Origin of the sequence: Enterococcus sp. FSL R5-0957, from assembly GCF_038008005.1 — a bacterium.
GTDB lineage: Bacteria > Bacillota > Bacilli > Lactobacillales > Enterococcaceae > Enterococcus_B > Enterococcus_B faecium.
In genome coordinates, this window is sequence record NZ_JBBOYG010000001.1 from 1,536,809 (window position 1) to 1,551,390 (window position 14,582).

At 36.9% G+C, this 14,582-nt stretch carries 12 protein-coding genes, 1 tRNA gene, 2 pseudogenes and 1 riboswitch; of the genes and pseudogenes, 3 read left to right on the forward strand and 12 right to left on the reverse strand.

What is annotated here, in order from left to right; all coding sequences use genetic code 11:
- Positions 1-30 precede the first annotated feature (30 nt).
- On the reverse strand, positions 31-210 hold the full coding sequence (locus tag MKX69_RS07400) for a hypothetical protein (protein ID WP_002303756.1): 180 nt from the start codon (positions 208-210) through the stop codon (positions 31-33).
- Positions 211-264: 54 nt separating this feature from the next.
- On the opposite strand from MKX69_RS07400, the gene MKX69_RS07405 reads away from it, so the two are divergent.
- Positions 265-348 (forward strand) — tRNA-Leu (locus tag MKX69_RS07405).
- Positions 349-587: 239 nt separating this feature from the next.
- Here MKX69_RS07405 and MKX69_RS07410 read toward each other — a convergent pair.
- A pseudogene (locus MKX69_RS07410) lies at positions 588-1,958 on the reverse strand (DUF6056 family protein).
- A gap of 990 nt (positions 1,959-2,948) precedes the next feature.
- On the opposite strand from MKX69_RS07410, the gene fosX reads away from it, so the two are divergent.
- Positions 2,949-3,359 carry a FosX/FosE/FosI family fosfomycin resistance hydrolase gene (gene fosX / locus MKX69_RS07415; RefSeq protein ID WP_010723919.1) on the forward strand — a complete coding sequence of 137 codons (411 nt, stop codon included), beginning with the start codon at positions 2,949-2,951 and terminating at the stop codon, positions 3,357-3,359.
- Positions 3,360-3,704: 345 nt separating this feature from the next.
- On the opposite strand, the gene MKX69_RS07420 is transcribed toward fosX, so the two are convergent.
- The 3 genes and pseudogenes from MKX69_RS07420 to MKX69_RS07430 form a co-directional block, all read right to left on the reverse strand.
- A protein-coding gene (locus tag MKX69_RS07420) for an IS3 family transposase (protein WP_086956687.1) occupies positions 3,705-4,867 on the reverse strand; the annotation gives its coding sequence in 2 pieces (ribosomal slippage) (positions 3,705-4,591 and positions 4,591-4,867; 1,164 coding nt in all).
- A 126-nt stretch (positions 4,868-4,993) separates the two neighbouring features.
- The gene (locus MKX69_RS07425; protein ID WP_002295437.1) at positions 4,994-5,284 is read right to left on the reverse strand and encodes a hypothetical protein; all 291 of its coding nucleotides are present in this window, start codon (positions 5,282-5,284) and stop codon (positions 4,994-4,996) included.
- A 207-nt stretch (positions 5,285-5,491) separates the two neighbouring features.
- Positions 5,492-6,185 (reverse strand): annotated as a pseudogene (locus MKX69_RS07430) (DNA-directed RNA polymerase subunit omega).
- 394 nt (positions 6,186-6,579) lie between these two features.
- On the opposite strand from MKX69_RS07430, the gene MKX69_RS07435 reads away from it, so the two are divergent.
- A complete protein-coding gene (locus MKX69_RS07435) occupies positions 6,580-7,203 on the forward strand; it encodes a LysM peptidoglycan-binding domain-containing protein (RefSeq protein WP_341009576.1) in 624 nt (207 codons plus the stop codon).
- Between the two features lie 83 nt (positions 7,204-7,286).
- Here the strand turns inward: MKX69_RS07435 and MKX69_RS07440 are convergent, their stop codons facing one another.
- From MKX69_RS07440 to MKX69_RS07470, 7 genes are all read right to left on the reverse strand, one after another.
- On the reverse strand, positions 7,287-8,009 hold the full coding sequence (locus tag MKX69_RS07440) for a TatD family hydrolase (RefSeq protein WP_002297012.1): 723 nt from the start codon (positions 8,007-8,009) through the stop codon (positions 7,287-7,289).
- Positions 7,999-8,736: an ABC transporter ATP-binding protein gene (locus MKX69_RS07445; RefSeq protein ID WP_341009579.1), complete on the reverse strand. Its 738-nt coding sequence runs from the start codon at positions 8,734-8,736 to the stop codon at positions 7,999-8,001. The genes MKX69_RS07440 and MKX69_RS07445 overlap by 11 nt, the downstream gene beginning before the upstream one ends.
- Before the next feature lie 11 nt (positions 8,737-8,747).
- Entirely contained in the window at positions 8,748-9,740 is a 993-nt protein-coding gene (locus MKX69_RS07450) for an ABC transporter substrate-binding protein (protein WP_341009581.1), read from the reverse strand.
- Positions 9,741-9,754: 14 nt separating this feature from the next.
- Positions 9,755-10,498 carry an ABC transporter permease gene (locus MKX69_RS07455; protein WP_002297003.1) on the reverse strand — a complete coding sequence of 248 codons (744 nt, stop codon included), beginning with the start codon at positions 10,496-10,498 and terminating at the stop codon, positions 9,755-9,757.
- A gap of 73 nt (positions 10,499-10,571) precedes the next feature.
- A riboswitch (TPP riboswitch) is annotated at positions 10,572-10,676 on the reverse strand.
- Positions 10,677-10,738: 62 nt separating this feature from the next.
- Positions 10,739-12,061 (reverse strand): dihydrolipoyl dehydrogenase family protein, encoded by a 1,323-nt coding sequence (locus MKX69_RS07460; protein WP_002339395.1) that lies wholly within the window; start codon positions 12,059-12,061, stop codon positions 10,739-10,741.
- Positions 12,048-13,013 (reverse strand): ABC transporter ATP-binding protein, encoded by a 966-nt coding sequence (locus MKX69_RS07465; RefSeq protein ID WP_002289763.1) that lies wholly within the window; start codon positions 13,011-13,013, stop codon positions 12,048-12,050. Before MKX69_RS07465 ends, MKX69_RS07460 begins: the two co-directional genes overlap by 14 nt.
- Positions 13,010-14,548: an ABC transporter permease/substrate-binding protein gene (locus tag MKX69_RS07470; RefSeq protein ID WP_002289765.1), complete on the reverse strand. Its 1,539-nt coding sequence runs from the start codon at positions 14,546-14,548 to the stop codon at positions 13,010-13,012. Before MKX69_RS07470 ends, MKX69_RS07465 begins: the two co-directional genes overlap by 4 nt.
- Positions 14,549-14,582: the final 34 nt, after the last annotated feature.

The window sequence follows — 14,582 nt, forward strand, 5'->3', positions numbered from 1 at the left end:
ATTAAAAAAACACAAACAAGCGTTGAGAACTTAATTGTCATGATAGTCATTCCATAGATTCGCTGCCCAATCCATTGCAATTCCACAAATGATTCCTAGCATAAAACCAAGCAAAAAACGTCCGAATGCAAGTCCAATCAATACACCTAAGATCATTCCCAGTCCTGAAAATTCTCCGTCATATTTCTCCATCTTAATAAGTCCTCCCATTTTTGAGCTTGACAACTATGTAAAACCTCGCTATCATTAGTGTGTTATTATTACGCAGATGTGTTGGAATTGGCAGACAAGCATGATTGAGGGTCATGTGAGCGTTAGCTCGTGTGGGTTCGAGTCCCATCATCTGCACTACAACTCGTGAAGTTAATTTTGCTTCACGAGTTTTTTTGTTTGAACGTTTCTTTATGCCATTATATACATATCACTGTATCCTTTACAAAAAGAACGTACAATCATGTAAACAGCCTGAGGTGAGTATATGAAGGTCGGAAACAAGCTACTCGTAGAAACTTGCAAGTGTTAAAACAATTAATCGAAAAACGAGTAAAATCCCTCACCTAATACTAAAGCGAGGGATTTTTTGTATATTATCTGTTTATCACCGTTATTATAAAGGTACAAATACCAAGCACGGTTAATCCAAATTGCATAAATTCATTTTTTTGTACACTCATGCTTTTCATTAGCTCTTTAACTGCCATTAGTACTAAGATGGCGATAACAACATAAAGTATATAGTACGTCCGCATTCCGGAAGCCCATACTGTGGGAGAAAATCCCATAATTAACCTTGAACAAAATCCCATTATCATCAAAATAACTAAAAAAATAGAAGTTTTCTTATTGTCAAAACTTAATTAAATTCCAACAATTAAACATAGTAATAATGCCAAGACTACTAAAGTAGCTATCCAAGTACCTGGATAAAAAAGTGACAGTTTCGTTCCTAACTCTGTAAAGAGATTATTCAGGTTACTACTACTCCAAATCATTGCCCTTTTATTTCCATTGACGTAAGTAAAGCTTTGACCCATTGTATTACCAAAATAAATAATCAGGTTTAAGAAAAACGGTAATGCAGTCAATATACGCACATAATAGTTTTGACATTTCCTATATGTTAGAAGGAAAATTAAGAAAAATAGCAATAAAAATAAGATATTCATGTCTAAAAAAAACGGCTTTCCAAATGATGAAATACCTAAATCTAACTTATTAAGAAAGTTGAAATTTTTATATTCAGGAAACCATTTATTAATTTCATGTGCAGCACGTAATGCATTCCCTGGAGTTGTCAAAGAGAAAATTAATTCTGCTAAGCTTATTATTGAAAATACTGATAACTTATAATTATATCGTCCATTGACAATCAAATATAAACTAACTATACTTGTTAGAACAAAAAAACAGGCGTTGACTTGTTCTTGATTAGTTAAAAATATCAATAAAGGAATACTTACCCAATATATTTTTCTATTTATTTCTTCTCCTCTTAAGAGTTGAAAAAACGGATAAAAAGTTAGTAAACTAAATGCTACTGGCCACTGATAGTTCAAGGTGGTTGCTCTCCAACCGGTTTCCCCCATTACTGTCAATGGTATTAAACAGTATATAGAGCAAACCAATAATAAATTTTTAACATTTATTTTCTCAAAAACATACTTGCAAAGTAATACTACAATTCCTAACATAATCGTAGAATTTAATAATTTCCATAGCATAAAGTGTTTAGAAAAGAACATTAAGAATAGTTCTATAATAATTCTTGAACTCCATGTCTTATAATGTTCTATCGAAGCACCCAAATAGCCAAGTTCATCTAATCTACTTGCATAAACTACGTCATCCGCTCTCATAGTCGGCATATACATATTAAAGAGTAAAAAGATACCCCAAATCCCTATTAGTAACAAGATCAGTTCTTTGTTATTCGTTATTTTTCTATTATGTTTGTTCATTTTTATACTCCTTCTTATATTTCCTAATAGAGTATAACATAGCTTTAAGCATTACTTAAAGATAACTTAAAAGTTATCTTTTAAATACTTATATGTATCCCCTCATGTGTGGGCTGAATATATCGTCAAATGAATATCAGAAATCGCACATCCTTCACTACACCTTCATCGTTTGACTGATTGCATCGCCACATTGATTCCGTATGCCTTTTTGATGTCTTGCCGAGCAGTCGCTTGAGATTAAATACACGTTAATTCTTTAGGTGTTCCGTGTTCTATCACAAGTACGTAAACATAAGTTCCAACTACACCTTGTGGTTTGTCGAGAACCAGCCAGCCACACGAACTGTTTTGTCTATTACTTTTTTGAAATATCTAGTTTGCCATAAACGTTCCCTTGATGCGTTAGCGTGCTTGCTGATACTTTATCATCAAGGCTCTGATCTTCAGTACTGCTATCAGGTTTCAATGCGGGATTATCGTAGTATTTTTTAAACTGTGAATAAAGTAGTCTTGCATTTGAGCAGTGATTGCTGCAGGAACTGCAAAGTAAGATTACAGCCATAATGCCCTGTCAGTAGGCACGTTATTAAGCCATTTATACGACATAAAAAACCATTCAACGAGTGATCTAATATATAACTGCAACTTATATACAGGTAGTTTACGTACACTCCTTTCGCCACAACGCTCTATTTTTTGCAGTCGGTTATTTTGCTTTTTTAATCGTTTAATTTCAAGATTGACGCCTGCTGCGGATAGATATAATGCTATATTTTTCTCACTTATGAATTAAGAAATGGCTTCTTTTCACTTCTTGAAATACACTTTTTAAGCGATTTATCTCTTAGATCATATAGATGAAATACTGTCTTGAACGCTCATTCTGCTTCCATATTTTTCTTTTGAAATAACTTTTAAAACAATAAAATTAAAAGCTTTTCATCAAATTGACCCTATGTTAGAATCGATAAAAAGAGGAGGTTTGATATGGAAATTTCTCATATTACGTTAATTGTTAAAGACTTAAATAAAACTTCTGTATTGTTAAATACCTTATTTGATGCAAAAGAAATCTACGATAGTCAACAAAAAAAATTTTCATTATATCCAGAAAAATTTTTCTTAGTTAAGGACCTATGGATTGCAGTAATGCAGAATTCGTCGAATAAACTGCCAAAGACATACAATCATATTGCTTTTAAAATTGACGAACAAGATATAGATTCGTTTGTCTCAAAAATCCAAATGTTAGGTTTAACTGTCGAACCAGGACGTTCTCGTGTGAAAGGCGAGGCTTCTTCAATTTACTTTTACGACTATGATAATCACCTCTTCGAGTTACATACCGGTACTCTCCAGGAACGTTTAAAATCCTACAATTCCACTACCTGCGACTAGTAATGACTAGTCTCTTTTTATGGCCTCTGATCCCCCCATTGAGCGAATACTAATAGGGCTTCGAATTGATCTGTTCAATCTTTAAGCAATATCCCTCAAATGAGTTTGTAAAGTTTAGTGATTCATCACAAATACTTAAATACATGTAGTTGTATATAGATTGAGGTTCTTGTGAGCGTATGCTCGTGTGGGTTCAAATCCCATCGTCTGCATCCATTGGAATGGCAACAGTTTTTTTGACAAATTTTATAAGGTGTAGAACTTCTTTCCGTATGCTATTCCGATTGTCCTTGACAATGAGCCTCCTCGGATGTGACGATCTTCGGCAGGAGCTAACAGTTAAAGTTAGACTGCCTCGCTAGCGTTAGCACATCCGAGCTCATTATCAAGGATTCGCTGCGCCAATCTCTGGTTACGGTAACCAACCGGTGTCTCGTAGCCAAGTGTACCGTGCAACCGAAGGTGGTTCCACCAATTGACATAGTCAAATAACTCCAAATCCAATTGTTGTAAGGTTTCAAATGTGTATTGATAGACAAATTCTACTTTCAACGACTTATAAGTTGATTCAGCTACGGCATTATCAAAAGGACAGCCTTTATGACTCAATGATCGATTGATGTCAAAAGTTGTTAATAATTCATCAATAGCTTGGTTATCAAACTCTTTTCCACGATCAGTATGAAAAATCTCAACCTCTGTCAGAGGTTGTTTGATACGGCTAAATGCTTTTTTTACTAGAACGGCATCTTTATGTTCTCCACAAGAATAGCCGAGAATTTCTCGATTGAACAGATCCAAAATGAAACAGACATAATTCCATTTTTTCCCGACTCGTACATAAGTCAAGTCTGTTACGATCGCTTCTAATGGGTTGTCTCTTAAGAATTTACGATTCAATACGTTTGTCGTTTTGGCTTCATTGCAAGTAGAATGATGTACTTTAAAATAAGCAACAGTATAGCTCGATTTTAATCCTCTATTTTTCATGATTCTACTAATTTTTCGTCGGCTGATCTGAATGCCTCGTTTTGATAAGGCTTTTTTTATTTTTCTTGAGCCGTAGGCCTTTCGGCTGCGGATAAATTCTTCAGCGACTACTTCTTCAAGTTCTGATTCGTCTTTCTTTGGTTTTGATTGATAATAATAGGACTGACGTGATAGACCTAATATTCTGCACATCGCTGATATAGGGTAAAGATGCTTATTCGCATCGATTACTTGTCTCTTCGTCCGAATATCAGCGCTGCTTGCTTTAAAATATCATTTTCCATTTCTAATTGCTGGTTTCTTTTACGTAGTTCTAACAATTCTTTTTGTTCAGGCGTAAGATTATCTTTTTCTTTGAATGAACCACTCGTTTTAGATTGCTTTACCCATTTGTCAAATGCTGAAGCCGTTAGTTCATATTCTCGAATGATTTCTACACGTGGCTTTCCAGCTAAGTAAAGATTGACGATTTGTTGCTTGAATTCTTGTGAAAAAGTTCTTCGTGTTCTCTTAGACATAAAAATTCCTCCTGGTATGTTTTCTTCTAGTCTACACACCTTAATTTTTCTGTCTAGTTAATTGTAGCCTATCCACATCTTTCCAAAACAAGCGGCTAGGACATTTTTGTCTCAGCCGCTTGTTTTCTAGTTTATTCTTTCATCTTGTCGGACCTTTTTTCTTGGGTATAGACTTTTCTCATATTCTACCACAATTTTGGGTTTCCCTAACACATGATAGGATCTCACAACAAATTGCTTTCTATTATTATAATAACCTGTAACGACTAACTTCATCCCTTCGTCTACTTCAGCTAGGAAGTTCAAACTATGGGAAGCAATCAAACAATTGACCCCATTTAAACTGAAACGGATCAACGGTCTGGCACTGACTTGCAAAGTACGGATCTTATCTACTGTTCCATATTTTTTCTCCATAACCTTCACCTCAATACCATTATACGAACATACATTCCCTTTGTAAAGAAGAAACTCTGTTTTATCTTGTTGACTTTTTGTCTATTACCTTTCTTAAAATCATATTGGCACTTCCTGCGAAGATGAAGGACATGTACTAAAAAAAAGAGGCAGCAGTATAGATTACTGTTGCTTCTTTACTAATTTAGGTTTACTTGTTAAGAAAGATTATTTACGCAAATGTTCTTCAACAATTTGCTGAGATTTATCAGCTGTATCTTCCACTTCATCTTTTGCTTTTTCTAACTTTTGAATATATTGTTTCAAGCTTGAGTTTTCAGCAGTTGCTTCGTCTAATTTCTTTTGTGTATCTGTTAACTGAGTTTCTACATTTGTTTTTTCTTGTGTAAGTGTTGCGATTTGTTGGTTCAAACCATTTACAGTATTTTGTAATTCTGAAAGTTTTGCTTGTGCTTCTTGTAGTCTTGCTGTCCAATCTGCATTCAGATGATTGATTTCATCATTTTTTTGGTTGATCTCATCTAGTTTGACATTGATTTCATTTTGTTTGCTTTGTAGTTGTGCATCCTTGCTGACTAATTGACTTTCTAAGTTTTGTTTTTCTGCTGCCGATTGATTTTTTTGGTTTTCTAATTCATTTACTTTTGTTTGGTATTCTTGGACATCTGCCTTTGAATCTTGCAATGTCTGTTCTTTTTGTGCTAGTCGAGCGGTAAGATCTGTAATCGCTTGCTCTTTATCTGTCAATGTATGATCAAGCTGTGTCAGATTCTCATTGATTGTATCAATATCTGTCTCTCCACCCCACAAAATAATTTCATTTTGCGTACCGCGTGCCTGTGTAGCCAATTAGACATAGAAATGCAACGACAATCCCACCAGTAATAAATTTCTTTTTCATTTGCATAGCTCCTTAATCCAATACTTTTACATACTAAAAGTAAGTGATCTCAAACACAATGTCAAGCGTTTTTAAATTACATATGTAATTTTAATATAAATACTATCAAATACTCATTTAATCCTCCTTTTTTATCTATTTAAAAAATCTTTTTTATAGAGAAAAATGCAGGTTAATACTTTCTTAAATAAATATTTATGGTGAACAAAAACAAAAAAGCAAGTTTTATTAAACGTAACCCTTTTCATTTCATAGATTACTGTATTTATTACAAAAAACGTGGATTTGTCATAAATTGTCATGCTTCTTTTACCTATGAAATATTTTCACGTGTTAAAGTATTCCTCGTTGAACACAACAAATAAAACTTTTTAACGAATAAAGGAGATTTTTCATGACATCACTTAAAACTTTACTTTTTGGAACAACTTTGGCTGCCGGCGCTGCATTCTTCATGGGAACGACTGCTCATGCGGACGAAGCTTATACCGTTCAATCAGGTGATATTCTATCAACGATTTCTCAAAAATACGTTGGTGATAACTCCTTGATCAATGCCATTGCAGAATCAAATTCAATTTCTGATATTAACCTGATTTACTCAGGACAACAATTAACAATCCCAACAGAAGGCTCTGCACAAGCAGCTGCTGAACCTCAAGCAGCCGTTCAAGAAGCACCAGTCCAAGCTGAACAACCTGTTGTACAAGAAACGGTTCAAACGGAAACACAAGCAGCGCCTGTTGCTGAAACACAAGCTGCTCCTGCTGTAACAGAAACTGCTGCTACTCCAGCAAGCACAAGCTCTGCAAAAGAATGGATCGCACAAAAAGAATCAAGCGGTTCTTACACAGCAACGAACGGACGTTACATCGGGCGTTACCAACTAGATTCTTCTTACTTAAATGGTGACTACTCTGCTGCGAACCAAGAAAAAGTGGCAGAACAATATGTTGCTTCACGTTATGGTTCTTGGGAAGCGGCGAAAGCATTCTGGGAAGCAAACGGTTGGTACTAAGATTCATTTATTAATCGAACGGTTTACTTTTATATAAAGAAAGCCAAAAAGAGGTGCGACACTAGTTGTGTCACACCTCTTTTTTATTTACCTAATCTAATGAAACGTTCCAAGTTTTGATAAGTATTTTTTTTAACTTCTTCAACTGATAGCTCTTTGATCTCAGCGATTGTCTTTAACTGTTCTTCAAGCAGTGAGACATAATCTTTTTCTGAAAAAATCCCCCCTAAAGCCCACTCTGCTGCATGTAGTCCATCCGTTTCAATAAGTAAGTGGTCGATTGGGACTGCTTTAGCTAGTTGCCAGACTGCTGGATTCTTTTTCAAATCAAGACCAATACTGAAATAACAGCCTAAATCAATATAGTCTTGTTGATAGTCCAAAGAAGAATACCAATGGATCAAATAGTGATTAGGGTAAGCTTGGATATAATTTAAGATCTCTTTTTCGCATCCTTTTGTATGCAGTACAACAGGTTTCTCATTTATGGCTGCAAAAGCAAGCTGTCGCTCAAATACTTTTTTTTGTGTAGTCATCGGTACATTCGTCCAAATATTATCTAACCCTATTTCACCGATGATCCTTGCTTTTTTCAAAAAAGGCTCAACTTGTTCAAACGTATAGCTATCTGCTTTCCAAGGATGGATACCGTAACTTAAGGCTTGAGTCTTACTTGCTGCAAGCTGTCTGTTTTCCTTCCATTCTTCTGGCGAATCACAATTGATGATCGTCAAAATCGTGTGTTCCTGCTGAAGGAGTGCTAAACTCTGACTCCCATCTAAATGACAATGAGCATCACTTAACATCTAATTCACCTGCCAATAACTGATAAATCGTTTGCTTCAACTCTGATTGCTGCAGTAGCCATTCACGTGACCGTCGTTTTTCAGGCACTTGAATCTCAGCAATCACATGTGCCGGACGGGCGGAAAGCACAAGAATCCTGTCTGATAAATAAATTGCTTCTTCGATATCATGCGTCACAAGTAAAGTAGTCCGCTTTGCTTTTTTAGGCAGCTTCAACATCCAGTCTTGCATCTGCCCTCTGGTCATAGCATCTAACGCTCCAAATGGTTCATCAAGAAGCAAGTAAGAAGAAGGATTCATGATTGTTCGTAACAAGGCCGTTCGCTGCTTCATCCCGCCAGATAATTGTTCCGGCAAAAAATGTTCATAGCCGTTTAACCCAAAGATATCCAGATAATCCCTTACTTGTTCTTCATTGATTGTTGGATGATTGATTTTTTGATATAACGTAACGTTTTGATAGACGCTCAGCCAAGGAAGTAACATATCTTCTTGCGGCATATAACTAAATGCTGTATGGAGACCAGTTACTTTTTGATCGTCTACTTTGATCGTTCCAGAAGTCATAGGCTGGACTCCTGTTAAAGTTTTCATCAATGTTGACTTACCGGCTCCGCTTGGCGCGACAATCGATGTAAAGGTATCTTTAGGGATAGTGAAATGGATGTCTTCTAATATTTTCAGGTTTTCAATGACTACATTCAAGTGGCTGATTTGGATTGACATATCTATCACTCCTATTTTATAAACTGATTAGTGAATAGTTCTTGCGAAGGTACATCTTGCTTGATCAATCCGTTTTCCTGCATAAAAGCTGTATAATTGCGCCAAACTTTTTCTTCCATCAATCCCCAATTCTCAGGATCATCCGTATAATTTTTTGACAAGAATGCTTGTGATTCTTCTAAAAACGTCCGATCATTTTCTTTTGCATATTTTTGCAACAGTTTATCACTGTCATTTGGATCCTTAATAGCTTCCTGATAGCCTTTTTTCGTGGCATCCATAAAAGACTGTACCAATTCTGGATCACTTTTGATCAGTTGATCATTCGTAATAATTACCGGAGTATAGTAATCTAACCGTTCATCTAATTCTTTCAATGGGATATAGTTTAGTTCAATACCCACTTCTTTTGCTTTGATCATATCCCAACCTTCAAAGTACCATTGGATATCTGAGGATTTTCCTAAGCTTTCTGGCCCTTCTCCATTGCTTCCTACCATTGTCAGTTTTGAAAAGTCCCCGCCGTCTTTTTCCATCACAGCTTTTAAGACAGCTTCTTCACTTGGACTTTGCCAACCTGCATATGTTTTTCCTTCAAAATCTTTTGGTGAATGGATGTTACTGTCTGATAGGGTGGCGAATCCAGAAGTATTATGTTTGATCACTGTAGCAATTGCTTTGACTGGTATATTCTGTCCATCTGCGTGAGCATAAGTGACATCTTCTTGATAACTTACACCAAATTGTGCTTTGTCCGCACCTACTAGACCAATACTTGTCGAATTATCTCCTGGTTCGATGATTTGGACATTTAAACCAGCCTCTTTATAATAGCCTTTTTCTTTTGCTAGGTAGATGCCAGTATGATTAGTATTCGGTACATAATCCAAAACAAGTGTCACTTTTTTCAAATCCTTTGTTTCTTGTTTGCTACTTGTTTCTTTTGCAGTGCCACAAGCGGATAAAAGCAACAGTAGCGGTAATAAAAGCCATAATTTTTTCATTTGATCCCCTTCTCTTAAAAAATATAAAGCATACGATAATACCCTTTTTTCAATAATGAACAAGCGCCATTCAGCAATAAACTCAATAGAATGACACAAATGATCGCAGCAAAAACTTTATCGATCTGGTAGCTGTTTTTTACGCGTATCATGTAATACCCTAAGCCTGCTTGAGCGCTTAGCCATTCTCCAACGACTGCTCCGCTGACACAATAAGTAGCAGCCACTTTTAAACCGGAAAAGAAGCCGGATAAACCCGCTGGTATTTTATATATTCGATAAATCTTCCCTGTATCTGCCCCCATCGTTTTCAAAAAGATGATTTGCTCTTTTGATACTTTCCTCAATGTATCCGAAAAAGAAACTACGATCGGAAAATAGCTTATCAAGACAACAAGGATCACTTTTGGAAGCATACCGAAACCAAACCATAGGGTAAGTAATGGCCCTAACACCATGATTGGCAACATTTGTGAAATCACTAGTAACGGATAAAAAGACATTTCTAAAAACTTCCAATAATCCATTGCCAAGGCAGTAATAAAAGAAAGAACGCTAGCTATTACCAAACCAAGCACTGCTTCATTTAATGTCGTGACAGAATGGGAAAGTAATACTTGTGCATCTGCCGCTAATGCAGAAAATACAGCAGCAGGTCCGGGTAAAATAAAGGCAGGTATTTTCCAAACTATGACAACAATCTGCCAAATAATTAAAATGAATGCCATACTGACTGCTGGATAAAGATTTTTCTTCATTTTGTTACCTCCTTTCTTCTAATATGAATAACAAAAAACGCTTGAAATGGGCACGACATAGTAACCAGCTTCAAGCGTCTGCTATGTTTCTCCCTTCACCAGTATTAACTGACAGGTTCAATGGGTCTAAGTTCACAACTTACTCTCATGTCGTCTACGACATCCCCAGAAACAGGTATTCATTTTTTAAAGTGTAGCACAAGAAGGAAAAAGCAACAAGCGCTTTAGTTATCATGCTGATTATTTCAATAAATAGGAGAGATCACTTGCCAATGTCGGATACCCCATGATATAGCTATCCAACTCTTTTTTAGTCAATTTTTGATTGATGACTAGTGTCAAATCATCGATCAATTCGTCTGCTTGCTCGCTAATCACTGCAGCACCAATCAAATAATTTTGCTGGTCAAAGGTCAATTCAGCCTTAGCAACTGGTTCATTGACACGATGATAGGTGAACCAACTGGTAAGATCCATCTCTACCACTTGATCTGACGAAGAGGCGTGACTTTTTGTAACTCCTACTTCAGCAAGTTTAGGACTGGCATAGACGATCGTAGGTATAATCGGATATTTGATAGGTTCGCTTGTTGCATCCGTTATCCGCTTAGCTACATAATTTCCTTCAAAAGTGGCGACTGGTGTCAATTTGGGGGTTTTCCTTGAAACAATATCTCCACACGCAAAAATTTTTGGATTGCTCGTTTGCAGATAATCATTGACTGCAATTCCGTGTTTATCAAAGACGACATTCGCTTGTTCAAGTGCTAAAGATTCTGTATTCGGCTGTCTCCCAGTCGCACAAAAAATCATATCTGCTACTAATTCCATCTCTTTTCCGACTAAACGATAGCGAGTACCTTCTGAAATGATCTTTTGGGTTTCAACATCAAAAGCAAACTGAATGCCAGATGCTTCCATTTGATGGACGGCTTCCTCTACCAAAGACGCCTCAAATTCTTTTAATGGCCGTTGATTATGATGGACAATGGTTACTTTGCTCCCTGCAGCATTGGCAATCGTAGCTAGCTCAAAAGCAATATAACCACCACCGATAAAAATGATTTCTTTAGGCAGTACAGGCAATGATAAAAAGTCTGCACTAGTTTTCAAGTATTCCTTTCCCTCCACTGGTAAGATCGTAGGTCTTTGCCCGGTTGCCAAAACAAAGTAATCCGCATGGAAGACTTCTTCGTTGACTTCAATAGATGAATCATCCAAAAAACGAGCGGTTCCTGAAAGATGATCGATTTCAGCTTCTGCTAATTGTTTTTTTCGGCTTTCTGGGACTGGATCCGTAAATGTTCGTTTGAATTTTTGAAGTTCTTCCCAGTTGGCAGTTGGGATCTCGTTAAAACCTTTTCCACTCAATTGTTTTACCCGATTACGTGCCTCTACTGCACTTAACAAGACTTTTTTAGGATCACATCCACGGTTAGGACAAGTCCCGCCCCATAGATCTTCTTCGACCACTAGTACTGTTTTACCTGCTTCTTTCAATCCATAAGCAGCACTTAAGCCACTCACACCTGAACCGATGACGATTGCATCATATGTTTTCATTTCCTTCCTCCTCTCGACTTAAAAAAGCAAAGATTTCTTTACTTGTCAGCGACCCAATACTTCTTTGCTTTTCTACTATCACAATGCTTGGATACACCGAAAGAAGCGAATATACTTCTTTCATAGGCGTATCAAAGCAAACTTGTTGACGAGCATTTTCTGGTATTTCATTTAAGAAATATCCATTGACGACTAAATCTTCTACTCGCCACTCTTTCGTCTGTTTCGGTTCATCAAAGAAATGCCGAACGTAGTCGTTTTTAGGATTCATCAATAACTGCTCTGGTGTGTCACATTGGATAATTTCTCCATCCTTCATAAATGCAATACGATCACCTAGCTTGATTGCTTCTTCCATATTGTGCGTAACGAAAACGATGGTCGTGCCCAATTCTTCGTGTAAGGACAAAACCAATTCTTGTAATGAGTTTCTTGAAATCGGATCTAATGCGCTAAATGGCTCGTCCATCAAAATCACATCTGGGCTTGCAGCAATAGCTCGGATGATCCCGATCCGTTGCTGTTCTCCTCCAGACAACTCTCTAGGCATACGATCTCGATAAATATCAGGAGATAAGCCAACTTTTTGAAGAAGTTCATCTACACGGTCTGCTCTTTTCTGCTTTTCCCAACCTAACATTTCAGGGATGACTTCAATATTTTGCTTGACTGTCATGGTCGGGAACAAAGCGATTTGCTGCAGCACATATCCCATATTCCACCGCATTTTCTGCAGATTATATTCATTTAACGATTTTCCTTTGAAGTAGATGTCTCCTGCTGATGGTTTAGATAATCCATTGATCATTTTCAAAGTAGTTGTTTTTCCACTACCGGAAGGACCAACCAAAACAAAGATTTCTCCTTTTTTGATTGCCAGATTTAGGTCATCGATGACATACTTTCCATCATACTTTTTTTGCACATGTTTGAACTCGATTAATTTAGTCACTGATCTTCCTCCTTTACTAATCCTTCATTTTTCAGGAAGATTCGTGCTACTTCTGTCGGCTTTTTCTTTTCGACATTGACTTGGTAATTCATATCAATCATTTGATCCTCTGTTATTTTTCCGCTTAATTTATTCAGTGCTTTAACGATTTCAGGATGTTCTTTAGCAAAATCTTTTTTCATCAGCGGTGCGCCTTGATAAGCTGGGAATAACCCTCGATCATCTTCTAGAGTCACTAGATCGTACTCCTTGAGCTGGCTATCTGTGGAATAGGCATCCACAATATTGACATCTCCATTATTGATTGCTTGGTAACGCAAACTTGGCTCCATGCTTTGTACACTTGAAAAATTCAAGCCATATGCTTCTTGGATTCCTTTATATCCATCTGAACGATCAATAAATTCCAGTGTGAATCCCGCTTTGATCTGATCAGAGATAGCTGCCAAATCGGAAATCTTTTTAAGTTGATGTTCGTTCGCAAAAGATCTCTTGACTGCCAAGGCATACGTATTTTGGTAAGCCATTGGTTTTAATAATGTCATATCGAATTGCTTATTCAATAATTCTTCTGCTTCGTCATATGTTTTTTCTTTTGTCAAATCAGCACTTTTCATTGCTTCAGGTACCTTCACCAAGCTTTCTAGGACAGTACCTGTGAACTCAGGATAGATATCGATTTGACCTTGATCCAGTGCATTGAACAAAAAACTCGTCTTGCCAAAATTCGGTTTTAATTCAACTTCTGTTTTTGTGTTGTCTTCAATCAATTCTTTATACATTTGGATCAGGATTTCAGGTTCCGCTCCTAATTTTCCAGCAATCGTGATGGTTTCATTTTTAAACAAGGCAGACTGATATAAAGAAACGCCGCCAAATAAACACACCACTGCTGCTAAAGTAATGATGGAATATCGAGGTTTCTTATGCTGCAACCAGCGAATCAGTCCGCTGAATATAATGGCAAGCAAGGCAGAACTGATCGCACCAATCAATGTCAAAACAGGTGTATTTCGGTCAATACCTAACAAAATAAATGTCCCTAATCCACCTGCTCCGATCAATGCTGCCAAAGTAGCCGTACCGATGATTAAAACTAAGGCAGTTCGGATACCTGAGATAATGACAGGTAATGCGATGGGAAGCTCTACTTTCAGCAAGCGTCTCATTCTGGACATACCAAATGCTACCGCTGCTTCTTCAATAGACGGGTCAATTTCAGCTAGACCAATATACGTGTTTTGGAAAATCGGAAGCAAAGCGTAAATAACAAGTGCAATCAATGCTGGAACAGTTCCGATCCCTACAAATGGGATAAGTAAACCTAATAAGGCAAGTGAAGGAATCGTTTGGAGCACACCCGTGATCTGCAATAAGACTTCTGCCATTTTTTTATGATTGGCTGCCCAAATCGCTAAAGGAATAGCAATCAGTGCTGCAATCAGCAAAGAAATGAGAGAAATGGACAGATGTTGAAATGCAGCTTCCAGCAACTCGCCTTTTCTTTCACTTAATGTTTGTATAAAATTATTCATGCGACCTTCCTTTCTGTTATTCTTTAAGTATAAA